Origin of the sequence: Streptomyces thermoalcalitolerans (assembly GCF_039525155.1) — a bacterium.
Classification (GTDB): Bacteria; Actinomycetota; Actinomycetes; order Streptomycetales; family Streptomycetaceae; genus Streptomyces; species Streptomyces thermovulgaris.
Map to the genome: position 1 here is coordinate 42,463 of NZ_BAAAHG010000033.1, position 24,813 is coordinate 67,275.

Sequence of the window (24,813 nt, forward strand, 5' to 3'; positions counted from 1 at the left end):
GCTCTCAGCCGTGCGCCCCCTGCGGGTGGTCCTTGCCGTGATGGCCGGCCCGTCAGCCGCGCTGCCCGCTGTCGATGCCGCGCGGGCCGCCGTCCTGGCCCTGGAAGAAGCCGCCCGGAAGGGTGAAGGACGGGTCCGGGCCGGGGATGCCGCCGTTGATTCCGCCGGTCACGTTGCCGCCCGGTCCGGTTCCTCCCGGTCCGGTCCCGCCGGGTCCGCCCGGTCCGCCGGTGCCGCCGAACAGGCCGCCGATGAATCCGCCGTTCCCGCGGCCCCTGCCCCTGTTCTTGTCCTCGTCCCTGTCCTCGTCGTTCCTGCCCCTGTCCCGCTCCCTCTCCGGGTCCGGGATGTCCACGAGGGTGAAGGGCAGGGCGGGCTTGCCCTCCAGCGCGCCGCTCATCATGTCGCGCCAGATCGGGCCGGGCACCTGGCCGCCGAAGACCTTGGAGTGCCAGACTCCGCCGATCGAGATGTTCTCCATCCGCCGCTTGTGCGCCGGGTCGCCGACCCAGACCGCGCCGGCCATGTTCGGCGTGTAGCCCACGAACCAGGCGGCGTAGCGGAAGTCCGTCGTACCGGTCTTGCCGGCGCTGGGACGGCTGCCGAGGCCGGCCTGCGTACCCGTACCGTCCTCGACCACGCCCTTGAGGAGCGTGTTGACGGTGTCGGCGGTCCTCTCCGACATCGCGCGTGAGCAGGTCGTCTTCGGGACCTTGAACGACTTGGTCGTGTTGCCGATGCGCTGGCTGATCGACTCGATGGCCACCGGGGTGCAGTGGATGCCGCGCGCGGCGAAGGTGGCGTAGCCGTTCGCCATGGTCAGCGGGGACATCTCCTGGGTGCCGAGGGCGATGGACGGGGCCTGCTCCAGCGCCTTGCCGTCCGCCCGCTCGATGCCCATCTTCTTGGCCATCTTCGTCACCGGGCAGATGCCGATCTCGCTGATCAGCTCCACGAAGTAGGTGTTGACCGACTTCGCGGTCGCCTCCTTCATGGCGTAGGGGCCGACCTCCGACTCGTTCTCGTTCTCGACCGGGACGCCCCGCTCCTTCCACAGGCCGTTGCAGGTCGTGACCGGGGTCGGGTAGTTCATCTTGTACGGCGAGGCGTACGTCTTCGTCGGGGGCATCCCGTTCTCGAGGGCCGCGGCCGCGACGATCGGCTTGAACGTCGAGCCGGGCTGGTAGCCGGCGCCTCCGCCCATGGCGCGGTCGACGGAGAGGTTGATCTGCGTCTCGTTCTTGCCGAAGCCGTACGGTCGGGACTGGCCCATGGCGAGGATCTTGCCGGTGCCGGGCTCGACGACGGCGGCCGCGGCGGCCACTTCGTCGCTCTTGTTGACGTGGTTCCGGATCGCCTTCTGCAGTGCCTCCTGCGCCTGCGGGTCGAGCGTCGTGCGGATGGTCAGGCCGCCCTGGTTCCAGATCTTCGCCCGTTCCTCCCTGGTCCTGCCGAAGACGGGGTCGCTCAGGAACACCTCGCGGACGTAGTCGCAGAAGAAGCCCGCGCCCTTGGCCGCCGTGATGCAGCCGTTGCGCGGCCGGGTGACCTTCAGGCCCAGGGGCTGCTCCTTGGCCCTGTCGGCCTCCTCCTGGGAGATGTCGCCGACCTCGGCCATGCGCTGCAGCACGACATTGCGCCGTCTGGTGGCCTCCGTCGGGTTGTTGACCGGGTCGTAGCGGCTGGGCGACTGGACGAGGCCGGCCAGCATCGCGGCCTCCGGGAGGGTCAGGTCCTTGGCGTGCTTGGAGAAGTAGCGCTGGGAGGCGGCCTCGACGCCGTAGGCCTGCTGGCCGAAGAAGGTGATGTTGAGGTAGTTCTCGAGGATCTTCTTCTTGCCCAGGTCCTGCTCGACCTGGATGGCGTACTTCAGCTCCTTTATCTTGCGGCCGAGGGTCTGCTGGGTGGCCTGGGCGACCTTCGTCGGGTCGTCGCCGGCCTCCTCCACGAAGACGTTCTTCACGTACTGCTGGGTGAGCGTGGAGGCGCCCTCGGTGACCTCGCCGCTTTGCGCGTTCTTGTTGAGTGCGCGCAGGATGCCCTTCAGGTCGATCGCGCCGTGCTCGTAGAAGCGCGCGTCCTCGATCGCGACGATGGCCTTCTGCAGGTACGGCGAGATGTCCTTCAGATCCACCACCGTACGGTCGCGTGAGTAGACCTGGGCGATCTTGTTCCCCTGGCTGTCCAGGATCGTGGTGCGCTGGCTGAGCGGCGGACGCTTGAGGTTGGCCGGAATGTGGTCGAACCCCTCGACCGATCCCTTGGCCGCGAGGCCCAGCGCGCCGGCCGCGGGCAGCGCGATGCCGGCCATCACGACTCCCGCGAGCACACTGACACCGAGGAACTTGGCGGCCTGCTGCGCGGGCGACAGACCTCCACCGGAGCGCTTCTTTGGCATGAGGGCAGCCTACGTTCTCATTCGCCGGACACGCGTACATGCCTTGGCCTAAGCTGCTCTCACTGTCACAGCCGCGCGGCTACGTATCAATACGTCCGACGGCCTCGAAACGTTCCGGGTCCGCTCGACTTCTCTGTCGGAGGGGGAGGGCGGAGTGTGTCGGGGCACGCCGCAGGGGCATGGAGGCGCGTGTCCGAATTCATCTTGTATGTCATCTGAAGTCTGTTGTCGCGCACCGTAATTATTCCACGATGTCGGTGATGTCGCGCATGTCGCCAGCTCACTCCCCCGGGTGATCTGCCGCTTCCCCATAGTCCGTTCGGACCATTCAAGATTGGGCCCGCTGGGGGTGTTGCGTCGTGCCCACCTTCCGTAACGTCCTCAACTGGCGGCGGTGAATATGCCGCCGTCGCCGTGGGGGAGCCTCGATTCGGGAGAGGACGGCGCCGGTATGGGCTGGGTAACCGACTGGAGTGCGCAGGCGGCCTGCCGCACTACCGATCCGGATGAACTGTTCGTTCAGGGAGCGGCGCAGAACAGGGCGAAAGCGGTGTGCACCGGGTGCCCGGTTCGCACCGAGTGCCTCGCCGACGCGCTCGACAACCGTGTGGAGTTCGGCGTCTGGGGCGGCATGACGGAGCGTGAGCGCCGCGCGCTGCTGCGCCGGCGGCCGACCGTCACCTCCTGGCGCCGGCTGCTGGAGACCGCGCGGATGGAGTACGAGCGCGCGGCGAACGCGGCAGCCATGGAGAACGGCCGGGCGCACGAGAAGTACGCGGCGGTGGGCTGAGGACGTCCTTCTGCGTCCTCCTGGGCCGCGTGCGCGTCAGGCGCTCGGGTCGGACGGCTCGCGCCGGTTGTTCGCGAGCCGGTTTCCGATGTCCCGCAGCCCCGCGAGGTCGTGCACATCGCCGGGCAGCGCGGCCACTTCGGCCACCGGCACCTCGGGGTGCAGGGCGGTGAAGCGGTCACGGGTGCGCTGCTCGCGGAGCAGCAGCTGCATGCGCTCGGCGTGCAGCCTCAGCAGGCCCGCGGCGACCTGGTCGACGGCCGGGTCCGGGGCGTCGGCGGAAGCGGAGGCATCGGTGCCGCTGGACGCGTCGGCGTCGGCCTGCGGCGCACCGGGGTCGGAATGAGAAGCGGGAGAGTCTGAACTGCCGTACGTTTGGGGGGAGTTACGGAGTCTTTTCCCGTCCTTCTGATCCACAATGCGGGACTCTTCAAGATTTTCCGCAGCGGCCAGCGCCCGCTCGGCCGACAGCTGGGCGGCGCCGCTGCCGTGCACCCGGTTGAGCACCAGGCCGGCCAGCGGCATCCTCTCCGCGGCCAGCCGCTCCACGAAGTACGTGGCCTCGCGCAGCGCGTCGCGCTCCGGGGCCGCGACCACCAGGAACGCCGTTCCGGGCGCCTGCAGCAGCTTGTACGTGGCGTCCGCGCGCGTACGGAAGCCGCCGAAGGTGGTGTCCATCGCGGCCACGAACGTCTGGACGTCCTTGAGCAGCTGACCGCCCAGCAGCTTGCCGAGCGTGCCGGTCATCATCGTCATCCCGACGTTCAGGAACTTCATCCCCGCACGCCCGCCCAGCTTCGCCGGGGCCGTCAGCAGCCGGATCAGCCGGCCGTCGAGGAAGGAACCGAGCCGCTTGGGGGCGTCCAGGAAGTCCAGCGCGGAGCGGGACGGCGGGGTGTCGACGACGATGAGGTCCCACTCGTCCTTGGCCCGCAGCTGGCCCAGCTTCTCCATGGCCATGTACTCCTGCGTGCCCGCGAAGCCCGCGGAGAGCGACTGGTAGAAGGGGTTGGCCAGGATCGCGGCGGCCCGCTCGGGATCCGTGTGCGCCTCGACGACCTCGTCGAAGGTGCGCTTCATGTCGAGCATCATGGCGTGCAGCTCGCCGTCGCCCTCCGTGCCCTTCACCCGGCGCGGCACGTTGTCGAGCGAGTCGATGCCCATGGACTGGGCGAGCCGGCGGGCCGGGTCGATGGTCAGGACGACCACCTTGCGGCCCCGTTCGGCGGCGCGCAGACCGAGGGCGGCGGCGGTGGTCGTCTTGCCGACCCCGCCCGAGCCGCAGCACACCACGATCCGGGTCTCGGGGTCGTCGAGCAGCGGGTCGATCTCGAGCACGCGCGCGGGGGCGAGACGGCGGGTGCCGTCGTACGCGCGCGAGCCGTCGTGCGGGCGTGACGCCTCACGCGCGTGCGCCGGGTCCGGACTCATGACATCCCCTGCTTCCGTAGCTCGGTCGCCAGTTCGTACAGACCTGCCAGGTCCATGCCCTCGGCGAGCAGCGGCAGCTCGTGCAGCGGCAGGCCCAGCTCGCCCAGCACGGACCGCTGCTCCTCCTCCAGCGCGTACCGCTCGGCGTACTCCTCGGCCTGCTCCAGCAGCGGTTCCACCAGCCGCTCGGCGCCTCCGCCGCGCCGTGCGCCGCCGAGCCCGGCGGAGGACAGCGACCGGGCGAGGGCGGCACGCGGGACGGTCCGTACGAGTTCCAGGTCCTTGGCGTCCAGCACCCGCGGACGCACCATGTTGACGATGATCCGGCCCACCGGCAGCCGGGCGGCGCGCAGTTCGGCGATGCCGTCGGCCGTCTCCTGGACGGGCATCTCCTCCAGCAGCGTCACCAGGTGCACGGCCGTCTCGGCCGACTTCAGCACCCGCATCACCGCCTGCGCCTGATTGTGTATCGGGCCGATCTTCGCCAGACCCGCCACCTCGTCGTTGACGTTGAGGAAACGGGTGATGCGCCCAGTGGGTGGCGCGTCCATGACGACGTAGTCATAGACGAACCGTCCGCCGCGGTCCTTGCGCCGCACCGCCTCGCACGCCTTGCCGGTCAGCAGGACGTCCCTGAGGCCGGGGGCGATGGTGGTGGCGAAGTCGATGGCACCGATCCTCCTCAGGGCCCGGCCGGCGCTGCCCAGCTTGTAGAACATCTGGAGGTAGTCCAGCAGAGCCTGTTCGGGGTCGATGGCGAGCGCGTACACCTCCCCGCCCCCGGGAGCGACCGCGATCTTCCGTTCCTCGTAGGGCAGCGCCTCTGTCTCGAAGAGCTGCGCGATGCCCTGTCGGCCCTCGACCTCGACGAGGAGCGTCCGCTTCCCTGCCGTGGCCAGGGCCAGCGCGAGGGCGGCGGCGACCGTCGTCTTTCCGGTCCCGCCCTTGCCGCTGACGACCTGGAGCCTGCTCACGCTCTCGAGCCTAACCAGTCAGTGCTCCGTGCACGCGGCAGGCTGTGGACAACCGCCGGTCGTGGCCGACCGTACGACCGGCGTGCCACAGGGGCTACAGTCGGCCCATGACCAAGTGGGAATACGCAACCGTGCCGCTGCTCGTCCACGCCACGAAGCAGATCCTGGACACCTGGGGCGAGGACGGCTGGGAGCTCGTCCAGGTCGTGCCCGGACCGAACCCGGAGCAGCTGGTGGCCTATCTGAAGCGGGAGAAGCAGGGATGAGCGCGGTCGAGGCGAAGCTGGCCGAGCTGGGGCTGACGCTGCCGGAGGTCGTGCCGCCGCTGGCCGCCTACCAGCCGGCCGTGCGCTCCGGTGTGTACGTCTACACCTCCGGCCAGCTGCCGATGGTGAACGGCAAGCTGGAGGTCACCGGCAAGGTCGGCCACGAGGTCACGCCGGAGGAGGCCAAGGACCTGGCGCGCATCTGCGCACTGAACGCCCTCGCCGCCGTGAAGTCCGTCGCGGGCGACCTGGACCGCATCGCGCGCGTGGTGAAGGTCGTGGGGTTCGTCGCCTCCGCCCCGGACTTCACCGGCCAGCCGGGTGTCGTCAACGGCGCCAGCGAGCTGCTGGGCGAGGTGCTCGGCGACAAGGGCGTGCACGCGCGCAGTGCGGTCGGTGTGGCGGTACTGCCGCTGGACGCGCCCGTGGAGGTGGAGGTCCAGGTCGAGCTGGAGGAACGCCAGGCAGGTCCCGGGCAGGCCCTGAACGGGGCCTGAACAGGTCCTGGCCCCGGTCCCCTCTCGAACATCCGCTCACCACGGGATAGCCTCCGCCCATGGCGAATGGGCAGTGGTATCCCCCGGACTGGCCGGAACGTATCCGCGCGCTCACGGACGGCACCCTCACCCCGGTCACGCCGAAGCGCGCGGCCACCGTGATGCTCCTGAAGGACACCGGCGCCGGTCCTGCCGTGTACATGCTGCGCAGACGCGCCTCCATGGCCTTCGCCGGAGGCGCGTACGCATACCCGGGCGGTGGCGTCGATCCCCGCGACGACGACCACCTGGTCCGCTGGGCGGGCCCCACGCGCGCGTGGTGGGCCGACCGGCTCGGTGTGGACGAGAGCGCGGCCCAGGCGATCGTCTGCGCCGCCGTCCGGGAGACGTACGAGGAGGCCGGTGTCCTGCTCGCCGGACCCGACGCCGACTCGGTGGTCGGCGACACCACGGGCGCGGACTGGGAGGCCGACCGTGCCGCCCTGGTCGCCCGTGAGCTGTCCTTCGCGGACTTCCTGGACCGCCGGGGCCTGGTGCTGCGCTCGGACCTGCTGGGGGCCTGGACACGCTGGATCACCCCGGAGTTCGAGGCCCGCCGCTACGACACCTGGTTCTTCGTGGCCGCGCTCCCCGAGGGCCAGCGCACCCGGGACGTCTCCACGGAGGCGGACCGTACGGTGTGGGTCCGGCCCAAGGACGCGGCGGCCGCGTACGACAGGGGCGAGCTGGTGATGATGCCGCCCACCATCGCCACCCTGCGCCAGCTGATCCCCTGCGGCAGCCCGGCCGAGGCGCTCGCGGCCGCGCGGGACCGCGATCTGACCCCCGTTCTCGCACAGGCCCGCCTGGTGGGCGACGAGATCGTGCTGTCCTGGCCGGGCCACGACGAGTTCACCAAGCACATCCCCAACGGGGCGGCTCCCGCGTGAGCCGCGGCCTGTGCACGGCAGAGGTCCAGGAAGGTTTCTTCACATGACGGACGCAGCAGCGCTCCCCGGCCAGCCCCGAGGCGGCGTTCTCAGTGGCCCCGCCACCGCGCGGGCCGTCAACGTCCTCGCCCCCAACGCGTCCCCCATGACGCTGGACGGCACCAACACCTGGATCGTCTCGGAGCCGGACTCCGACCTGGCCGTGGTGATCGACCCGGGGCCGCTGGACGAGGGCCATCTGGCCAACGTGATCGGCACGGCGGAGAAGGCGGGCAAGCGCGTCGCGCTGACCCTGCTGACGCACGGCCACCCCGACCACGCGGAGGGCGCCGCCCGCTTCGCCGAACTGACCCGCACTCCCGTGCGTGCGCTCGATCCGGCCCTGCGGCTGGGCGACGAGGGCCTGGGCCCCGGGGACGTGATCGGGGTGGGCGGCCTGGAGCTGAGGGTCGTCCCGACCCCCGGGCACACCGCCGACTCCCTCTGCTTCCATCTCCCGGCCGACCAGGCGGTCCTCACCGGTGACACGGTCCTGGGCCGCGGCACGACGGTCGTGGCGCACCCCGACGGCCGCCTGGGCGACTACCTGGACTCCCTGCGGCGCCTCAGGTCCCTCACGGTCGACGACGGCGTCCACACGATCCTGCCCGGTCACGGTCCCGTCCTGGAGGACGCCCAGGGCGCCGTCGAGTACTACCTCGCCCACCGCGCCCACCGGCTCGCCCAGGTCGAGACGGCCGTCGAGAACGGCTACCGCACCCCGTCCGAGGTCGTCGCCCATGTGTACGCCGACGTCGACCGCGCCCTGTGGCCGGCCGCGGAGCTGTCGGTACGGGCCCAGCTGGAGTACCTGGAGGAGCACGGGCTCATCTGACGGCCCGGGCCGGGCCGGGACACCGGCGGCACGGACGCGGCGGCACGACGACAGCGGGTTCCCGGCACGACGGCGGCGGGCTCCCGGCACGACGACGACGGCGGGCTCCGTCCCGCCCGGGGACGGAGCCCGCCGCCTCTCTGTCTTCAGTACGCGGTGGTACGCGGTCTTCCGGCGCGTACGGCCGTCGCCGTCAGCGCGAGCGCCTCGCGAGGCGCTCCACGTCCAGCAGGATCACCGCGCGGGCCTCCAGACGGAGCCAGCCGCGCTGGGCGAAGTCGGCCAGGGCCTTGTTCACGGTCTCGCGGGAGGCGCCGACCAGCTGGGCCAGTTCCTCCTGAGTGAGGTCGTGGACGACGTGGATGCCCTCCTCGGACTGCACGCCGAAGCGGCGGGAGAGGTCCAGCAGGGCGCGGGCGACACGGCCCGGCACGTCGGAGAAGACCAGGTCGGACATCTGGTCGTTGGTCTTGCGCAGACGCCGGGCGACGGCACGCAGCAGGGCGCCGGCCACCTCGGGCCGCGCGTTCAGCCAGGGCTGGAGGTCACCGTGGCCGAGGGCGAGCAGCTTGACCTCGGTCAGCGCGGTCGCGGTCGCGGTGCGGGGGCCCGGGTCGAACAGCGACAGCTCACCGATGAGCTCACCGGGGCCCACGACGGCCAGCATGTTCTCGCGGCCGTCCTGGGAGGCGCGGTGCAGCTTGACCTTGCCCTCGGTGACCACATACAGACGATCGCCCGGGTCGCCTTCGTGGAACAACGAGTCACCACGTGCGAGGGTCACCTCCGTCATGGAGGCGCGGAGCTCCGCGGCCTGCTCGTCGTCGAGCGCCGCGAAGAGCGGATTGCGCCGCAGAACGTCGTCCACGAGTTCTCTCCTTGTCGACCTGCTCAGGGGGACCTCGGCCCCCCGCGTGCCGGGGGCCTGTGTTCCCCATTTTGCCGGACGGTCCAAACAGTGTGATCTGTCACAAGGATGCCGTACAGATGTTCCGGGATACCCGCCAGGGGACTAATCGGGACCTGATCCTCGGGCTCCGAAGCGGATATCGGTGCAGGGCTCTAGGCTGGCCGAGTGTCCAAATCGCCGGTGAGAACACGGGTCGAAGGGACTGCGCGGGTGGTTGTGCATCGGAATTCCGCCTTGGGCGAACAAGAGGCCGACGACGGAACAAGTGCGGCGGAAGCGGCGCAAGAGGCGCCGGTGAAGAAAGCGGCTTCTGCCCGAAAGGCGGCCACTGAAGCAGCCACCGGAAAAGCGGGTGCGCGGAAGGCGGGCCCGCGGAAGACGGACGCACGGAAGACGGGCACGCGGAAGACCTCCCGGCAGAAGGCCCCCGTGCAGAAGGCCCCCGTGCAGAAGACCCCTGTGCAGAAGGCCACGCCTCCCCGGAAGGCGGTCGTCGCGCCGGAGAAGGCCACCGCCGCCGTCAGGGGGACCCCGCCCGCGAAGACCGTCGCCCCGGAGCCGCCGGGGAACGAGTCGCGCACCGCCCTGGTCCGCCGCGCCCGCCGGATCAACCGCGAGCTCGCCGAGGTGTACCCCTACGCCCACCCCGAGCTGGACTTCGAGAACCCCTTCCAGCTGCTGGTCGCCACGGTCCTGTCCGCCCAGACCACGGACCTGCGGGTCAACCAGACGACCCCCGCGCTGTTCGCCAGGTACCCCACCCCCGAGGACCTCGCCGCCGCCGACCCGGAGGAGGTCGAGGAGATCCTGCGGCCCACCGGCTTCTTCCGGGCCAAGACCAAGTCGGTCATGGGCCTGTCCAGGATGCTGGTGGAGGAGTTCGGCGGCGAGGTCCCAGACCGGCTCGAGGACCTCGTCAGGCTGCCCGGCGTCGGCCGCAAGACCGCCTTCGTGGTGCTCGGCAACGCCTTCGGCCGCCCCGGCATCACCGTGGACACCCACTTCCAGCGGCTGGTGCGGCGCTGGAAGTGGACCGAGGAGACCGATCCCGACAAGATCGAGGCCGCCGTCGGCGCGCTCTTCCCCAAGAGCGAGTGGACGATGCTCTCGCATCGCGTGATCTTCCACGGCCGCCGTATCTGCCACGCCCGCAAGCCCGCGTGCGGCGCCTGCCCGATCGCCCCGCTGTGCCCCGCCTACGGCGAGGGCGAGACGGATCCGGAGAAGGCGAAGAAGCTGCTGAAGTACGAAAAGGGCGGCTTCCCGGGCCAGCGGCTCAAGCCCCCGCAGTCCTATCTGGACGCGGGCGGCAGGCCGGCACCACCGCTGGGGGCCGGATGACACCGGTGGGGCCCGCACGGACCCGGGGCGGGCGGAACGAACCCGGCGCCCCCGTGCGTTGGACACGGCAGGACGGCGGCGGCACACAGGACGGTATGGACGGCGGCGGCAGACGACGGGGACGGGGGGCGGCGATGACACGGGCGGGTGAGACGGCGAGCGGCACACGGGAGGACTCCGTGACGCTCAGCACAAAGGGCCTGCCGGACTGGCTGCGGCCGGTCGTACGGGTCGCCGAGACGGTCCGGCCCCACCAGCTGAGCCGCTTCCTGCCGCCGGAAAACGGCGCGGGACGCCCGGCCGCCGTCCTGATCCTCTTCGGACAGAACGAGCGCGGCCCCGAACTGCTGCTCATGGAGCGTGCGAGCTCCCTGCGCTCGCACGCCGGCCAGCCGTCCTTCCCCGGCGGGGCCCTCGACCCGGAGGACGGCGACCCGCAGGGCGAGGGCCCGCTGCGGGCCGCCCTGCGCGAGGCCGAGGAGGAGACCGGGCTCGATCCGAGGGGCGTCCAGCTGTTCGGCGCGCTGCCCCGGCTGTACATCCCGGTCAGCGGGTTCGTGGTCACCCCCGTGCTCGGCTGGTGGCGCGAGCCCAGCCCGGTCGGCGTCGTCGACCCGGCGGAGACCGCCCGCGTCTTCACCGTCCCCGTGGCGGATCTCGCGGACCCGGCCAACCGGGCCATGACCGTCCACCCCAGCGGCCACCGAGGTCCGGCATTCCTGGTCGAATCGGCCCTGGTGTGGGGGTTCACCGCCGGGATCATCGATCGCCTGCTCCACTACGCCGGCTGGGAGCGGCCCTGGGATCGCAGCAAGCAGGTCCCACTCGACTGGCGATCATGACAGGGTGGGCACCACGGCCGGGGACCCGGCCGGCCTGTGGCGATCGGAACACGACAAGGCGAGGCTCGACGCGGTGAACGTGCTGGACATTCTGCTGCTGATCGCCGCTGCCTGGTTCGCGGTCGTGGGTTTCCGCCAGGGATTCGTCGTCGGTGTCCTGTCGGTGGCCGGGTTCCTGGGCGGCGGTCTCGCCGCCGTGTACGCGCTCCCGGTCGTCTGGGACGCCCTGACGGACAACTCGCCCGTCAGCACCGCCACGGCCGTCGTCGCGGTCGTCGTCGTGATCGTCTGTGCCTCGGTCGGACAGGCCCTGACCACGCATCTCGGCAGCAAGCTGCGCGTCTACATCACCTGGTCCCCGGCCCGCGCCCTGGACGCCACCGGCGGCGCCCTGGTCAACGTCGCCGCCCTGCTCTTCGTCGCCTGGCTGATCGGCTCGCTCCTGAGCGCCACGACGATACCGACCATCGGCAGGGAGGTCCGCACCTCCAAGGTGCTCGGCGAGATCTCCGGTGTGCTGCCCGACCAGGCCGACAACTGGTTCGCGGACTTCAGCTCGGCCCTGGCGCAGAACGGCTTCCCGCAGGTCTTCAGCCCGTTCACCGACGAGCCCATCACCGACGTACGGCCCCCGGACCCGGCCCTGGCCAACAGCGCCGTCGCCCTGCGCGCCAAGCAGTCCGTCGTCAAGGTCATGGGCACCGCGCGCAGCTGCGGCAAGGTCCTGGAAGGCACCGGCTTCGTCTTCGACGAACGCCGTGTCATGACCAACGCGCACGTCGTCGGCGGCGTCGACGAGCCCACCGTCCAGATAGGCGGCGAGGGCAGGAAGTACGACGCCACCGTCGTCCTGTACGACTGGCGCCGCGACATCGCCGTGCTCGACGTGCCGGACCTCGAGGCACCCGCCCTGCAGTTCACGGAGGCGGATGCGCAGAGCGGGGACAGCGCCATCATCGCCGGCTTCCCGGAGAACGGGCCGTACGACGTCCGTGCCGCACGGGTGCGCGGGCGCATCGCGGCCAGCGGCCCGGACATCTACCACCGCGGCACCGTCCGCCGTGACGTCTACTCGCTGTACGCGACCGTCCGTCAGGGCAACTCCGGCGGCCCGCTGCTCACGCCCGACGGCAAGGTGTACGGCGTGGTGTTCGCCAAGTCCCTCGACGACGCCGAGACCGGTTACGCCCTCACGGTGGACGAGATCCGGCAGGACATCGTCCAGGGACGTGCCGCGTACCAGCAGGTGGGCAGCGACAACTGCGCGCTGTGAGCCGGAAGGCCCGGGAACTGCGCGCTGTGAGCCGGGAGGCCGGGGAGGCCCGAGAAGGCGGGGAGAACCCGGAAGTCCGGGAAGCTCTGGGCCGGGTCAGCCGCGTGGGTGACGCAGACGGACCGACACCCAGCGGGCGCGGCGGCGCAGAATGCGTGGAATGCCCATCCGGGGACCCGTGTTCGTCCGCTGCGGGGCATCCCGGTGCGGGAAGCCCGGACCACTCGCCGAACGGCGGGTGCGTGCTACGTCGCTGTAGTCGTGCGTCCAGCCCATACCCGGACCTCTGCCCCCGCCTCAAGGTCGATAACCGCCCGCGGCAGCCTCAATTGGCCTATGCGCCCGGCACATGGCCGTCCACCGGGCAGAAGCGCCCGTCCGCACCGGGCAGAAGCGCCCGTCCGCCCACCGGGCGGAAGCGCCCGTCCGGACAGCGGGCACCTGGGCCGGGTCACCGGTCGGGCTCGGGGTCCTTCAGCCAGTTGACCAGTTCGGCCGAGAAGGTGATCGGGTCCTCCTCGTGGGGGAAGTGCCCCAGGCCGTCGAACAGGCGCCAGCGGTACGGCGCCTCGACGTACTCGCCCGAGCCGGCCGCGCTGCGGGTGCGCTGCACGGGGTCGAGGGCGCCGTGCAGATGCAGCGTCGGGACGCGCACGGGCCGCTTCATCCGGCGGTAGAACTGGATGCCGTCGGGACGGGCCAGGGAGCGCACCAGCCAGCGGTACGGCTCGATCGCGCAGTGCGCGGTGGAGGGGATGCACATGGCGCGGCGGTAGATCCTCACCGTCTCGTCGTCCGGCAGCCGCGGCCCCGACCAGTCCCGTACCAGACGGGCCACCAGGGCGCCGTTGTCGGCGGTGAGCTGCCGCTCGGGGATCCAGGGCCGCTGGAACCCCCAGATGTACGAACTCGCCGCCGTCTGCCGGACGTCCGAGAGCATCGCCGAGCGCCAGCGCCGCGGGTGCGGCATCGAGACCACCGCGAGCCGCCGTACGAGCTTGGGGCGCATCGCGGCGGCCGTCCACGCCAGATAGCCGCCGAGGCCGTGGCCGACCAGGGCGGCGTCCGGCTCGCCGAGCGAGCGGATCACGCCGGTGATGTCGAGGGCGAGGTTGGCCGGGTCGTAGCCGCGGGGGGTGCGGTCGCTGCCGCCCACGCCCCGCAGGTCCATCGCCACGGCGCGGAAGCCCGCGTCGGCGAGGGCGACCAGCTGGTGCCGCCAGGTCCACCAGAACTGCGGGAAGCCGTGCACCAGCAGGACCAGCGGCCCGTCGCCGAGCTCGGCGATGTGGAAGCGGGCGCCGTTGGCGGCGACGTTCCGGTGCGTCACCTTCCTGTCACCGGGCACGTCGATCCGTACCACCGATGTCGACTGTTCCGAAGGAGTGGTGGGCTCCGTCATGAGGACGAGCGTGCCACAGCCTCGATGGCCGCGGGGGAGCGGTCCTCCAGGGCGGGCGGTTCGGGGCGCGGGTGCGGCTTGGCCTTCTGCAGGACGCCGGCCGTCTCCTTCATGGACGCGGCGACCTTCTGCGGGCCCTTGCTCTTCCTGGCCTTCTTCGCGAACACCAGGCCGATCAGGCCCAGTACGCCGGCGACCAGCACATTGGCGGCGAAGGACAGCAGGAAGCAGAGGGCGAGGTTCCAGCCGGTCCAGGTGCGAATGCCGTAGGCCAGCGCGAAGTTGAGCATCGGCAGGGAGAACAGAAGGAGCGCGCCCGCCAGGGCCCACACCACGCCGCTGGTCCCGAGGCGCTTGGCGTCCTGTCTCAGCTGGGCCTTGGCCAGTGCGATCTCGTCGTGCACCAGCGCCGACAATTCGGTGGTCGCCGCGGCGAACAACTGGCCGATACTGCGTTCGGCGCCGACCGGGCCGCCGTCGGGTGCGCTCATCGCGGTCTCCCTCTCCTGCCTGACTGAGAACGTCGTCGTGGTCTCCGTCCGGCTTCGGTCCGGCGTCGACTGCTGCCTGACTTCTGCCCGACTGGGAACGGTCCTGTCTTTTGTACCGTCCCGTCAGATCATGCCCGACTGCCGTTCTCCTCGCCTGCCCCGCCCGGCACTTCGGCAAGCCGTCCGGCCCGTTCGGCCTCCTTGAGCGCGGCGAGCCGGCGGTGCTCCGCGGCCTTGCGTTCCAGGATCTCGGCCATGCGCAGGTGGTAGGCGGGGTCGTCCTGCTCGTAGACGTCCGGGACGCCGTCCTGGTCCTCGTCCCGTTCCTCGGCCTCGCACAGTCTGCGGTAGTGGTTGTTGCGGAGCTTGAGCAGGACGGACGCCAGGGCCGTCGCGATGAGGGAGCCGGTGAGGACGGCGGCCTTGGCCTCGTCGGTGAGAGTGGCGTCGCCCTCGAAGGCCAGTTCGCCGATCAGCAGGGACACGGTGAAGCCGATCCCGCCGAGCGTGGCCACCGCGAACACATCGGCCCAGGTCAGGTCCTCGCTGAGCGATGCCCTGGTGAAACGGGCGGTGAGCCAGGTCCCGCCGAAGATGCCGAGCATCTTGCCGAGCACGAGCCCGAGGACGACACCGAGGGGCTCGGGCCTGGTGAACACGTCCGCCAGCGCCCCGCCCGAGACGGAGACACCCGCGCTGAACAGGGCGAACAGCGGCACCGCCAGCCCCGCCGACACCGGGCGTACGACATGCTCGATGTGCTCGCCGGGGGAGGTCTCCTCGCCCTCGCGGCGGGTGCAGCGCAGCATCAGGCCCATCGCGACGCCCGCGATGGTGGCGTGCACGCCGCTGTTGTACATCAGCCCCCAGATCACCACGGCGAGCGGGAGGTACACGTACCAGCCGCGTACGCCCTGGCGCAGCAGCAGCCAGAAGACGGCCAGGCCGGCCGCCGCTCCGGCGAGGGCGGCGAAGTTCAGTTGGCCGGTGAAGAAGACGGCGATGATCAGGATCGCGAACAGGTCGTCCACGACGGCGAGCGTCAGCAGGAAGGCGCGCAGGGCGCTGGGCAGGGACGTCCCGATGACCGCGAGCACGGCGAGCGCGAAGGCGATGTCGGTCGCGGTCGGCACCGCCCAGCCGGCGAGCGACCCGCCCCCGGCCAGATTGGTCGTGACGTAGACGACCGCGGGCATCACCATGCCGCACACCGCGGCGATCACCGGCAGGGCCGCGGCCTTGGGGTCCTTCAGATCACCGGCGACCAGTTCGCGCTTGAGCTCGACCCCGGCGACGAAGAAGAAGATCGCGAGCAGTCCGTCGGCGGCCCAGTGCGCCACGGAGAGGTTCAGGCCGAGCGCGGCGGGGCCGAGATGGAAGTGGCTGATGCTCTCGTAGCTGGGGCGCAGAGCGGGGATGTTCGCCCAGAGGAGGGCGACGACCGCGGCGAGGAGCAGCAGCATGCCGCCGACGGTCTCGGTGCGCAGGGCGTCCGCGATGAAGTTCCGCTCGGGCAGGGACAGACGCCCCAGGAACTTGCGTGTGGTGCTGGTGCGGGACGCGGCCACGGAAACCTCCGGTCGGTGGGCAGGACAAAACGCATGCCGACCAGACTTCCCGGCGCACCTGAGGAGCTCTTCTGTTGTGCTGTCCGGCTCAGCCTACCCAAGGTGCGGCGGGAGCGGTATGGCATTCCTCCCACAGAGCGCGCGGGGGCACTCGGCGTGCGTGCGTGCCGCCGAGTGCCCCAGGGGAGCGTGCTCAGTCCTCGCCGGGACGGTGTGCGGTTGCCGTGGTTGCCACGGTTTCCGCGGTTTCCGCTCGGTTCTGCTTCAGTCCCCGTTTCAGTCCTCGCTCGGCGCCGCGGGGAGCTTGGCCTGGATGAGGTCCATGACGGTGGAGTCGGTCAGCGTCGTGACGTCTCCGAGCTCCCGGTTCTCCGCCACGTCACGCAGCAGGCGCCGCATGATCTTCCCGGAGCGGGTCTTCGGCAGCTCCGCCACCGCCAGGATCCGCTTGGGCTTGGCGATCGGGCCGAGCGTCGAGCCCACGTGGTTGCGCAGCTCGCTCACCAGGTCCTCGTTCTCGGTGGCCGAGCCGCGCAGGATCACGAAGGCGACGATCGCCTGCCCGGTCGTCGGGTCCGACGCGCCGACCACGGCGGCCTCGGCGACCGCAGGGTGGGAGACAAGGGCGGACTCGACCTCGGTGGTGGAGATGTTGTGCCCGGACACCAGCATCACGTCGTCGACCCGGCCGAGCAGCCAGATGTCGCCGTCGTCGTCCTTCTTGGCGCCGTCACCGGCGAAGTACCTGCCCTCGAAGCGGGACCAGTACGTGTCGATGTACCGCTGGTCGTCGCCCCAGATGGTGCGCAGCATCGACGGCCACGGCTCGGTGAGCACCAGGTAGCCACCGCCGCCGTTGGGCACCTCGTGCCCCTCGTCGTCCACGACCGTCGCCGAGATGCCGGGCAGCGTCCGCTGGGCCGAGCCGGGCTTGGCCTCGGTCACACCCGGCAGCGGGGAGATCATGATCGCGCCGGTCTCCGTCTGCCACCAGGTGTCCACCACGGGGGTGCGGTCGCCGCCGATGTTCTTGCGGTACCAGATCCACGCCTCGGGGTTGATCGGTTCGCCGACCGAGCCGAGAAGGCGCAGGGAGGACAGGTCGAACTTCGCGGGGATGTCGTCGCCCCACTTCATGAACGTACGGATCGCGGTCGGCGCGGTGTAGAGGATCGTCACGCCGTACTTCTGCACGATCTCCCAGAAGCGGCCCTGGTGCGGGGTGTCGGGCGTGCCCTCGTACATCACCTGCGTCGCACCGTTGGCCAGCGGTCCGTACACGATGTACGAGTGGCCGGTGACCCAGCCGACGTCGGCGGTGCACCAGTAGACGTCGGTCTCCGGCTTGAGGTCGAAGACGGCCCAGTGCGTGTACGCCACCTGGGTGAGGTAGCCGCCGGAGGTGTGCAGGATGCCCTTGGGCTTCCCGGTGGTGCCCGAGGTGTAGAGGATGAACAGCGGGTGCTCGGCCTCGAAGGCCTCGGGGGTGTGCTCGGCCGACTGCCGGTCGACGAGGTCGTGCCACCAGATGTCCCGGCCCTCGGTCCAGTCGATGTCCTGCCCGGTGCGGCGGACCACGACCACGTGCTCGACGCGGTCCACACGGCGGAGGGCCTCGTCCACGGCGGGCTTGAGCGCGGACGGCTTGCCGCGCCGGTACCCGCCGTCGGCCGTGATCACGACCTTGGCGTCGGCGTCCTCGATCCGGGTGGCGAGCGCGTCCGCGGAGAAGCCGCCGAAGACCACGGAGTGCATCGCGCCGATCCTGGCGCAGGCCAGCATGGCGATCGCCGTCTCCGGGATCATGGGCATGTAGATCGCGACCCGGTCGCCCTTCTGGACGCCCAGTTCGAGCAGCGCGTTCGCGGCCTTGGAGACCTCGTCCTTGAGCTGGGCGTAGGTGAGGGCGCGGCTGTCGCCGGGCTCGCCCTCGAAGTGGATCGCGACACGGTCGCCAAGGCCCGCCTCGACGTGCCGGTCCACGCAGTTGTACGCCACGTTGAGCGTGCCGTCCTTGAACCACTTGGCGAACGGCGGGTTCGACCAGTCGAGCGTCTCGGTCGGCTCCTTGGCCCAGGTCAGCCGGCGGGCCTGCTCGGCCCAGAAGCCGAGGCGGTCGGCCGTGGCCCGCTCATACGCCTCCGCCTTGACGTTGGCGTTGGCGGCCAGGTCGGCGGGCGGCGCGAAACGTCGCTCCTCCTTCAACAGGTTGGAGAGTGAAGAACGCTCGTTCTCAGCCATCGCACACCGTCCCAATTGGTTTAGACCATTCTGGGCTCGATTCTCCGAGCACCGCGGATGCCGGTCAACCCTCTCCCCATCCTGGCACCCGCTCATTCACGGGTCACGGACGGCGAACGCCGGAGGTTCACTTTCCGGAGAGTTCTGTGCGCTGCCCGTTGCGTGACCGGGTGCCGGACAGGTCTGCCAGGTCTGCCGGGTCTGCCAGGCCTGCCGGGTCTGCCGTCCGCGGGTCCTCCGCCGCACCCACCCGGGTGAACACCTTCTCCCCGTTTTCCCCGTTCTCCCCGGCCGTCTCCGTCAGCAGATACGCCAGGGCCTCGCCCAGGTGGAAGTACATGCCGTGCAGCTCCAGTCTTCCCTCCCGCAGGGCGCGGGCCACCGGGGCGTGGGCGCGCAGATGGTCCAGCTGCTGGACGATGTTGATCAGGCACAGCCGTTCGACCGGGTCGGCGGGCGGCCGTCCGTCCATCCGGGGAGTGCGGTGGGCGTCGTCGGTCAGCCGCTCCAGGCTGGGCAGCCCGTGCCGCAGCCACCGCTCGAGCGGTGTGCGGGCCTGCCCGGGGCCGGAGTCGAGCAGGGCCTTCATCGCCCCGCACCCCGAGTGGCCGCACACGGTCAGGGAACGCACCCCGAGCACGTCCACCGCGTACTCGACCGCGGCGGCCACCGAGGCGTCGCCCTCGTGGTCCGGCGGCGGCACGAGGTTGCCCACGTTCCGCACGACGAAGAGGTCGCCGGGACCACTGGACGTGATCATCGAGGTGACCAGCCGTGAGTCGGCGCAGGTGAGGAAGAGCTGGGACGGCCGCTGCCCCTCCCGTGCCAGCCGTGCCAGCTCCGCCCGCACATGCGGTGCGATGGTGTGCTGGAACGTGCGCAGGCCGCGCGCCAGATGCCAGCCGCGTCCGTCGGACGCCGGCGCGGTCCGCGGTCCGTCCTCGCACTGGTGGTTGCGCCAGGGCGTCCAGGGCCGGCACCGGCACCGGGTGCCGTCCGGACCGGTCGGCTCGGCGATGCGCACCCCCGCGCGCAGACCCGTGAGCTCGACCGTTCCGCCCTGTGCGCAGTGTGTCCGCTGCCAGTCCCGCAGTGACTCGTACGCCGCGTGGTCCATGAACGAGCCGTCCAGCCGGACGACCGCGGCGGCCCCCGGGGGGACGAGGTGCAGGGCCCGGCTGAGCCGCGGCACCGCGAGGAACGTCAGCTGTCCTCGTACGTGGATGTGATGGACTCCTTCCCGCTCCTCGTGCGTGATGCGGGTACGGGCGAGGCGGTGCAGGGCGACGGCGACGGCCACGGCGACGCCGAGGGCCACGCCCTGCAGGACGCCGAGGGCCACCACGCCGAGAGCGGTGACGGCGTAGACCAGCACCTCCCGGTGGCGGGTCACCGTGCGGATGTGGTGCAGGGACACCATCCGGATGCCGACGGCCATCACCAGGGCGGCGAGCGAGGCGAGCGGGACGAGCTCCAGGACCGGGACCATCAGCAGCGCGGCGATCACCACGAGCACGCCGTGCAGCATCGTGGAGTTCCGGCTCACGGCGCCCGCGTGCACATTCGCCGAACTGCGCACGGCCACACCGGCGACCGGCAGTCCGCCGAGCGCACCGGAGACGACGTTGGAGGCGCCCTGGCCCAGCAGTTCCCGGTCCAGGTCCGAGCGTCCGACGCCGGCGGTCGCACCGGTGCGGCCCGCCACCAGCTTGTCCACGGCGACCGCGCCGAGCAGGGACTGCACACTGCACACCAGCGTGGTGGTGAGCACGGCGGCGACGAGGCCGAGCACCGGTCCCTCGGGCAGTCCGGCCAGGGCGTGGCTGCGCCAGGAGGGCAGCTCGACCCGGGGCACCATCAGCCCGGCGAGGGAGGCGACGGCGGCGGCCCCGGCGACGGCGACGAGCGCGGACGGCACCTTGCGCAGCAGGCCGCCGGGACGTCCGGGCAGACGCGGCCAGGACAGCAGCAGTGCCAGGGTCAGCGCGCTCACGGCGAGTGCCGCCGGGTCGAGGTCGGCCAACTGGGCGGGCAGGACACGGAGATTGTCGAGCACGGAGCTCTGCGGACTGCCGCCGAGCACGATGTGCAGCTGGGCGACGGCGATGGTCACACCGATCCCGGCGAGCATGCCGTGCACGACGGCGGGGCTGACGGCGAGTGCGCTGCGGGCCACGCGCAGGCACCCCAGGCAGAGTTGGACGAGACCGGCGAGAACGGTGATGGCACAGGTCGTACGCCATCCATAACGGTGGATCAGATCGGCGGTGACCACCGTGAGTCCGGCGGCGGGGCCGCTGACCTGCAGGGGACAGCCGCCGAGCCGGCCGGCGACGAGTCCGCCCACGGCGGCGGCCACAAGGCCGGCCTGCAGCGGGGCGCCCGTGGCCAGGGCGATGCCGAGGGAGAGCGGCAGGGCGATCAGGAAGACCGTGACGGAGGCCGACGGATCGGCGCCCGCGATCCGGGGAAGACGCGGACGCGGCGGGCTGTGGGGCGGGTGGAAGCGCTCGGTACGGGCGGAGTTCACGGTGCGGGCGGGGATGCGGGCCTGCATGTTCCGTCTCCTCGGGGTGGCGCGGTCGCGGAGGTGTCGACTGGCTCAACCACCTGGCACCTGGCCGACAGGCACGGCGGAATCAGCGTTGAGTAAAGCGATCGTAATGCCCTGTAAAAGGCGATCACTAATGTTCCGTGCAAATGGCGCATCTCATCATCTTCACGAGTGAAGCAAGATTTTCATCGGCTTGTCGTATTAATTCCTTCCTCGGTCCGTGCGACCTTGGCGGCGCCGTCGGCACGTCCGGCGCATCACCAGCACACGCCGTCTCGGCGCAGGACGAGAGAAGCGAGAGAAGGAAGAAGGTGGGCGGAACATGACCGCCACCCGGAGGATCGCCGTGGGCGTCGCCGTGGTCTGTTTCTCGTCGCTCGCCGGTTGTGCGAGCGGCCCGGAGGCGCCCGAACGGAGCACGCACGACGCTCCGCGCAGGGGCGCGCCGGCGCCCGGGAGCGTCGTCCGTCTGATCGGTGACGGGTCCACCGCGTACACCGGGGCCCAGCCGCACCTGCCCAGACCCGAGAGACTCAAGCCCGGTGAGAGACCCCCGCAGTTCGTCGTGTTCTCCTGGGACGGGGCGGGGGAGGACAGCCAGAAGCTGTTCTCGCACTTCCGCAAGGTCGCCCGGGAGAACCGCGCGACCATGACGTACTTCCTCAGCGGCGTCTATCTGCTGCCGAAGGAGAAGCGCGACCTGTACCGCCCGCCGCGGCACCCCCCGGGCAGCTCCGAGATCGGCTTCAACGACGAGAAGGGCATCGCCGACACGATCGAGCAGATCCGTCTGGCGTGGCTGGAGGGCAATGAGATCGGCACGCACTTCAACGGCCACTTCTGCGGCCCCGGCGGCGGGGTCGGCGAGTGGTCGGTCGAGGAGTGGAAGAGCGAGATCGCCCAGGCCAAGCAGTTCGTGAAGACCTGGAGGACCAACACCGGCCTGAAGGACGTGCCCCCGCTGCCCTTCGACTACGACAAGGAGCTCATCGGCGCCCGCACCCCGTGCCTGGAGGGGCAGGAGAACTTCATCAAGGCGGCGAGCCAGTTGGGCTTGCGCTACGACAGCAGCGGTGTCAGCCGCCAGGTGTGGCCCACCAAGCGCGAGGGTCTGTGGGACCTGTCGCTGCAACTGGTGCCCTTCCCCGGGCACACCTTCGAACAGCTGGCCATGGACTACAACTTCATGGTCAATCAGTCCGGTACGCAGACCCAGGGCGATCCCGCCCTGTTCGAGCACTGGGGCAACCAGATGCGGGACGGTCTGCTCAAGGGGTTCCACCGGGCCTACGACGGCAACCGCGCCCCCCTGATCATCGGCAACCACTTCGAGTCCTGGAACGGCGGCACCTACATGCGCGCCGTCGAGCAGGTCGTGAAGGAGGTGTGCACCAAGCCCGAGGTGCGCTGCGTCTCCTTCCGCCAGCTGGTCGACTGGCTGGACGCCCAGGACCCGCAGACCCTCGCGAGACTGCGCACGCTGGAGGTCGGCGAGGCGCCCGAGCAGGGCTGGGCGTCCTTCCTCCCGAACCGTCCGGCCCCGGCCCCCAGAGGGGCGCCCGGAGCACCCAGGCCGTAGCGGCGCTCGGGCCGGGGGTGCTCGGGCCGGGGGCGCTCAGACCGGGGAGTGCTCAGGCCGAGGGCGCTCAGGCCGAGGGCGCTCAGGCCGGGGTGGCGACATCCTCGCCGAGGACGAAGCCGGGGTCGACCTGGGCGGCCAGGTCGACCCCGGTCCGCTCGTTCCCCCATGAGGCGGCGTTCTTCAGATGGAAGTGCACCATCTGCTGGGTGTAGCGGTGCCAGTCGCGCAGCTCGTACGTGGCGTCGGCGGTGACCTGGAGCAGCTGCAGGGCACGGCGGTTGGCGTCCTCCAGGAGCTCGAACCGGGGCGGCCGGCCCTTCTCCATGGCGCGCACCCAGTCCGAGTGACCGACGGTCACCAGCAGGTCGTCCCCGACCTCGGCGCGCAGGAAGTCGAGGTCGTCCTGCCCCTGCACCTTGTTGCCCACGACCCTCAGCACGACGCCGAAGTCACGGGCGTACTGCTTGTACTGGCGGTAGACGGAGACGCCCTTCCGGGTCGGCTCGGCGACGAGGAACGTGATGTCGAAGCGGGTGAACAGCCCGGAGGCGAAGGAGTCCGAGCCCGCCGTCATGTCGACCACCACGTACTCGTCGCGGCCGTCCACCAGATGGTTCAGGAACAGCTCCACCGCTCCGGTCTTGGAGTGGTAGCAGGCGACTCCCAGGTCGGCGTCCGTGAAGGGGCCGGTGACCATCAGGCGCACGGTGCCGCCGTCGAGTTCCACCGGGTGGGCGCAGACGTCGTACACCGGGTTGTCCTCGTTCAGGCGCAGCAGGCGCGAGCCCTCGCCCGGCGGAGTCGTCTTGATCATCGTGTCGGCGGAGGCGATGCGCGGGTTGGTGCCGCGCAGATAGTCCTTGATCAGCCGGAGCTGGTCGCCCATCGCCGGCAGCGCGGCGGCCTGCTCCTCCTCCAGTCCGAGCGCGGCCCCCAGGTGCTGGTTGATGTCGGCGTCGATCGCGACGACGGGCGCGCCCGTCGTCGCGAGATGGCGGATGAACAGGGAGGACAGGGTGGTCTTGCCACTGCCGCCCTTCCCGACGAAAGCAATTTTCATGTTCACAAAGCGTATACAGGCGGTGGCTTTGCGTGACAAGCCTCGTGAAGAAGACCACTCCTTCGGGGAGCGTCCCGCCTGGGGCGTAGGGTCGTACTCATGAGTACGACAGGCGCGGCCGCTGCACCTTCCCCCGGCTCCCGGAAGAGCCCGGGCGGCGGGGACCCCTTTGCGGCCCTGGGAGCGCTGCCCGGTGTGTCCGAGTGCGTGGAGTCCGTGCGCAAGGCCGTGGACCGGGTCTACGGACACCGGGTCATGCGACGCCGGAGCAACGAGATCACCTCCGAGGCGGCGCTGCGCGGCGCGCGCGGCTCCGCGGCGCTGTCCGGCGCGGACTGGGCGCTGGAGGAGGTGCGCCGGCGCACCGACTTCGGCGGCGACGACGAGGCCCGGGTGATGGGCGCCGCCCTGCGCCTGACCGCCGAGGCCGGCCAACTGCTGTCCGTCTGGCGGCAGTCGCCCCTGCGCGTGCTGGCCCGGCTGCACGTGGTGGCCGCCGCCAGGCAGGAGGACGCCGTCGGGCGGCCCCGCCAGGAGGGCGAGGCCGTCGACGAGCCGCTGATCGAGGCGGCGCTGCCGGGCGCGGCCGAGGTCTCCGGGCGCCTGGAGGGCCTGGCGGACCTGCTCGTCGCGGGCACCTCCGCGCCCGCCCTGGTGACGGCGGCCGTGGTGCACGGCGAGCTGCTGGCGCTGCGCCCCTTCGTCTCCCACAACGGGCTGGTCGCGCGGGCGGCCGAGCGCATCGTCCTGGTCGGCAGCGGTCTCGACCCCAAGTCGGTCTGCCCGGCCGAGGTCGGCCACGCCGAACTGGGCCGCACGGCCTACCTGGACGCCTTCGACGGCTATCTGTCCGGCACCCCGGAGGGCATGGCGGCCTGGATCGCCCATTGCGCCAGGGCGGTGGAACTGGGTGCGCGCGAGTCGATGGCGGTGTGCGAGGCACTGCAGCGCGGGGCGGCCTGACGACGGCGGGGCGGCCTGACGGCGGGCCGGGCGCGGGTGGGCGCGGAAAGGTCGGAAGGGCCGGAAGGGCCGGAAGGGCCGGGTGCGGAAGCGCAGACAGGCGCAGAAATGCGGCGGTACGACAGGTCGTACCGCCGCTGGCATGAACACCGAGTTACCAAGCGTCCTCGATGTGTCGCCCATCAGGCCGGGGACTTTGCCCGTCCCCTGGTGGGCGGGCCCGTAATCGACGGGTCGACGTCGCGTGGGTGCCCGATGTTCATACACGGTCCGTGGGGCCAAATCGCGCCGTAAGGGTGGTCCTTTCGGATGTCCTTCGGTCTCGCGGGCCGTCAACTCCTTTGTACTGGAAACAGGAGACAAACGGAACCCCTGGCGGCACTTCTTTACTTTCAGGTTCAAATAGGACTTATAGAGGTCAACGGGG

The 24,813-nt window shown here is 70.9% G+C and carries 21 protein-coding genes; 10 read left to right on the forward strand and 11 right to left on the reverse strand.

Going from position 1 to position 24,813, the window contains the following annotated elements:
- Positions 1–52 precede the first annotated feature (52 nt).
- On the reverse strand, positions 53–2,398 hold the full coding sequence (locus ABD224_RS18895; RefSeq protein ID WP_344051336.1) for a transglycosylase domain-containing protein: 2,346 nt from the start codon (positions 2,396–2,398) through the stop codon (positions 53–55).
- Positions 2,399–2,849: 451 nt separating this feature from the next.
- Here ABD224_RS18895 and ABD224_RS18900 point away from each other — a divergent pair, with 451 nt between their 5' ends.
- Positions 2,850–3,188, forward strand: a complete 339-nt coding sequence (locus tag ABD224_RS18900; RefSeq protein WP_344051339.1) for a WhiB family transcriptional regulator — start codon at positions 2,850–2,852, stop codon at positions 3,186–3,188.
- 36 nt (positions 3,189–3,224) lie between these two features.
- Here the strand turns inward: ABD224_RS18900 and bagB are convergent, their stop codons facing one another.
- Complete coding sequence (gene bagB / locus ABD224_RS18905; protein WP_344051341.1) at positions 3,225–4,619, reverse strand: ATPase BagB; 1,395 nt, start codon at positions 4,617–4,619, stop codon at positions 3,225–3,227.
- A complete protein-coding gene (gene bagA, locus ABD224_RS18910; protein WP_344051343.1) occupies positions 4,616–5,593 on the reverse strand; it encodes an ATPase BagA in 978 nt (325 codons plus the stop codon). The genes bagB and bagA overlap by 4 nt, the downstream gene beginning before the upstream one ends.
- Before the next feature lie 107 nt (positions 5,594–5,700).
- On the opposite strand from bagA, the gene sp36 reads away from it, so the two are divergent.
- Genes sp36 through ABD224_RS18930 form a run of 4 tightly spaced genes read left to right on the forward strand, consistent with a single transcriptional unit; the run spans position 5,701 to position 8,159 of the window.
- The gene (gene sp36 / locus ABD224_RS18915; protein WP_073947089.1) at positions 5,701–5,859 is read left to right on the forward strand and encodes a Sp36 family protein; all 159 of its coding nucleotides are present in this window, start codon (positions 5,701–5,703) and stop codon (positions 5,857–5,859) included.
- A complete protein-coding gene (locus ABD224_RS18920) occupies positions 5,856–6,356 on the forward strand; it encodes a RidA family protein (RefSeq protein ID WP_344051347.1) in 501 nt (166 codons plus the stop codon). Before sp36 ends, ABD224_RS18920 begins: the two co-directional genes overlap by 4 nt.
- 59 nt (positions 6,357–6,415) lie before the next feature.
- Positions 6,416–7,285 (forward strand): NUDIX hydrolase, encoded by an 870-nt coding sequence (locus ABD224_RS18925; protein WP_344051349.1) that lies wholly within the window; start codon positions 6,416–6,418, stop codon positions 7,283–7,285.
- Positions 7,286–7,328: 43 nt separating this feature from the next.
- Entirely contained in the window at positions 7,329–8,159 is an 831-nt protein-coding gene (locus ABD224_RS18930) for an MBL fold metallo-hydrolase (RefSeq protein ID WP_344051351.1), read from the forward strand.
- 193 nt (positions 8,160–8,352) lie between these two features.
- On the opposite strand, the gene ABD224_RS18935 is transcribed toward ABD224_RS18930, so the two are convergent.
- Positions 8,353–9,027 (reverse strand): Crp/Fnr family transcriptional regulator, encoded by a 675-nt coding sequence (locus ABD224_RS18935; RefSeq protein ID WP_067393821.1) that lies wholly within the window; start codon positions 9,025–9,027, stop codon positions 8,353–8,355.
- Between the two features lie 486 nt (positions 9,028–9,513).
- Between ABD224_RS18935 and nth the strand changes: the two genes are divergently transcribed.
- The 3 genes from nth to ABD224_RS18950 all read left to right on the forward strand — a co-directional run bounded on the left by nth (position 9,514) and on the right by ABD224_RS18950 (position 12,525).
- On the forward strand, positions 9,514–10,410 hold the full coding sequence (nth, locus tag ABD224_RS18940; protein WP_425581008.1) for an endonuclease III: 897 nt from the start codon (positions 9,514–9,516) through the stop codon (positions 10,408–10,410).
- A gap of 134 nt (positions 10,411–10,544) precedes the next feature.
- On the forward strand, positions 10,545–11,252 hold the full coding sequence (locus ABD224_RS18945) for an NUDIX hydrolase (protein WP_344051356.1): 708 nt from the start codon (positions 10,545–10,547) through the stop codon (positions 11,250–11,252).
- 73 nt (positions 11,253–11,325) lie between these two features.
- On the forward strand, positions 11,326–12,525 hold the full coding sequence (locus ABD224_RS18950; protein WP_344051403.1) for a MarP family serine protease: 1,200 nt from the start codon (positions 11,326–11,328) through the stop codon (positions 12,523–12,525).
- 96 nt (positions 12,526–12,621) lie between these two features.
- Here ABD224_RS18950 and ABD224_RS18955 read toward each other — a convergent pair whose 3' ends face one another.
- The 6 genes from ABD224_RS18955 to ABD224_RS18980 form a co-directional block, all read right to left on the reverse strand.
- Complete coding sequence (locus ABD224_RS18955; RefSeq protein ID WP_344051358.1) at positions 12,622–12,801, reverse strand: hypothetical protein; 180 nt, start codon at positions 12,799–12,801, stop codon at positions 12,622–12,624.
- A gap of 175 nt (positions 12,802–12,976) precedes the next feature.
- On the reverse strand, positions 12,977–13,927 hold the full coding sequence (locus ABD224_RS18960; RefSeq protein ID WP_344051360.1) for an alpha/beta fold hydrolase: 951 nt from the start codon (positions 13,925–13,927) through the stop codon (positions 12,977–12,979).
- Positions 13,924–14,418: a phage holin family protein gene (locus ABD224_RS18965; protein WP_344051362.1), complete on the reverse strand. Its 495-nt coding sequence runs from the start codon at positions 14,416–14,418 to the stop codon at positions 13,924–13,926. Before ABD224_RS18965 ends, ABD224_RS18960 begins: the two co-directional genes overlap by 4 nt.
- 128 nt (positions 14,419–14,546) lie before the next feature.
- Positions 14,547–15,986, reverse strand: coding sequence for a Na+/H+ antiporter NhaA (gene nhaA / locus ABD224_RS18970; protein ID WP_344051364.1), 1,440 nt, complete (start codon positions 15,984–15,986; stop codon positions 14,547–14,549).
- Positions 15,987–16,262: 276 nt separating this feature from the next.
- Entirely contained in the window at positions 16,263–18,227 is a 1,965-nt protein-coding gene (gene acs, locus ABD224_RS18975) for an acetate--CoA ligase (protein ID WP_344051366.1), read from the reverse strand.
- A 127-nt stretch (positions 18,228–18,354) separates the two neighbouring features.
- A complete protein-coding gene (locus tag ABD224_RS18980) occupies positions 18,355–20,784 on the reverse strand; it encodes a SulP family inorganic anion transporter (protein WP_344051368.1) in 2,430 nt (809 codons plus the stop codon).
- Between the two features lie 319 nt (positions 20,785–21,103).
- Between ABD224_RS18980 and ABD224_RS18985 the strand changes: the two genes are divergently transcribed.
- Positions 21,104–22,360: a polysaccharide deacetylase family protein gene (locus tag ABD224_RS18985; RefSeq protein WP_344051370.1), complete on the forward strand. Its 1,257-nt coding sequence runs from the start codon at positions 21,104–21,106 to the stop codon at positions 22,358–22,360.
- An 82-nt stretch (positions 22,361–22,442) separates the two neighbouring features.
- On the opposite strand, the gene ABD224_RS18990 is transcribed toward ABD224_RS18985, so the two are convergent.
- Positions 22,443–23,423, reverse strand: a complete 981-nt coding sequence (locus ABD224_RS18990; RefSeq protein WP_344051372.1) for an ATP-binding protein — start codon at positions 23,421–23,423, stop codon at positions 22,443–22,445.
- Positions 23,424–23,522: 99 nt separating this feature from the next.
- Between ABD224_RS18990 and ABD224_RS18995 the strand changes: the two genes are divergently transcribed.
- Positions 23,523–24,386, forward strand: a complete 864-nt coding sequence (locus tag ABD224_RS18995; RefSeq protein ID WP_344051375.1) for a Fic family protein — start codon at positions 23,523–23,525, stop codon at positions 24,384–24,386.
- The last annotated feature ends 427 nt before the right edge of the window (positions 24,387–24,813 follow it).

Excerpts from the sequence above, each read along its gene's own strand:
- ABD224_RS18895 (WP_344051336.1), bottom strand. The coding sequence starts at position 2,398 with ATGCCAAAGAAGCGCTCCGGTGGAGGTCTGTCGCCCGCGCAGCAGGCC.
- ABD224_RS18900 (WP_344051339.1), top strand. The coding sequence starts at position 2,850 with ATGGGCTGGGTAACCGACTGGAGTGCGCAGGCGGCCTGCCGCACTACC.
- bagB (WP_344051341.1), bottom strand. The coding sequence starts at position 4,619 with ATGAGTCCGGACCCGGCGCACGCGCGTGAGGCGTCACGCCCGCACGAC.
- sp36 (WP_073947089.1), top strand. The coding sequence starts at position 5,701 with ATGACCAAGTGGGAATACGCAACCGTGCCGCTGCTCGTCCACGCCACG.
- ABD224_RS18920 (WP_344051347.1), top strand. The coding sequence starts at position 5,856 with ATGAGCGCGGTCGAGGCGAAGCTGGCCGAGCTGGGGCTGACGCTGCCG.
- ABD224_RS18925 (WP_344051349.1), top strand. The coding sequence starts at position 6,416 with ATGGCGAATGGGCAGTGGTATCCCCCGGACTGGCCGGAACGTATCCGC.
- ABD224_RS18930 (WP_344051351.1), top strand. The coding sequence starts at position 7,329 with ATGACGGACGCAGCAGCGCTCCCCGGCCAGCCCCGAGGCGGCGTTCTC.
- ABD224_RS18945 (WP_344051356.1), top strand. The coding sequence starts at position 10,545 with ATGACACGGGCGGGTGAGACGGCGAGCGGCACACGGGAGGACTCCGTG.
- ABD224_RS18955 (WP_344051358.1), bottom strand. The coding sequence starts at position 12,801 with ATGGGCTGGACGCACGACTACAGCGACGTAGCACGCACCCGCCGTTCG.
- ABD224_RS18960 (WP_344051360.1), bottom strand. The coding sequence starts at position 13,927 with ATGACGGAGCCCACCACTCCTTCGGAACAGTCGACATCGGTGGTACGG.
- ABD224_RS18965 (WP_344051362.1), bottom strand. The coding sequence starts at position 14,418 with ATGAGCGCACCCGACGGCGGCCCGGTCGGCGCCGAACGCAGTATCGGC.
- acs (WP_344051366.1), bottom strand. The coding sequence starts at position 18,227 with ATGGCTGAGAACGAGCGTTCTTCACTCTCCAACCTGTTGAAGGAGGAG.
- ABD224_RS18980 (WP_344051368.1), bottom strand. The coding sequence starts at position 20,784 with ATGCAGGCCCGCATCCCCGCCCGCACCGTGAACTCCGCCCGTACCGAG.
- ABD224_RS18985 (WP_344051370.1), top strand. The coding sequence starts at position 21,104 with ATGACCGCCACCCGGAGGATCGCCGTGGGCGTCGCCGTGGTCTGTTTC.
- ABD224_RS18990 (WP_344051372.1), bottom strand. The coding sequence starts at position 23,423 with ATGAAAATTGCTTTCGTCGGGAAGGGCGGCAGTGGCAAGACCACCCTG.
- ABD224_RS18995 (WP_344051375.1), top strand. The coding sequence starts at position 23,523 with ATGAGTACGACAGGCGCGGCCGCTGCACCTTCCCCCGGCTCCCGGAAG.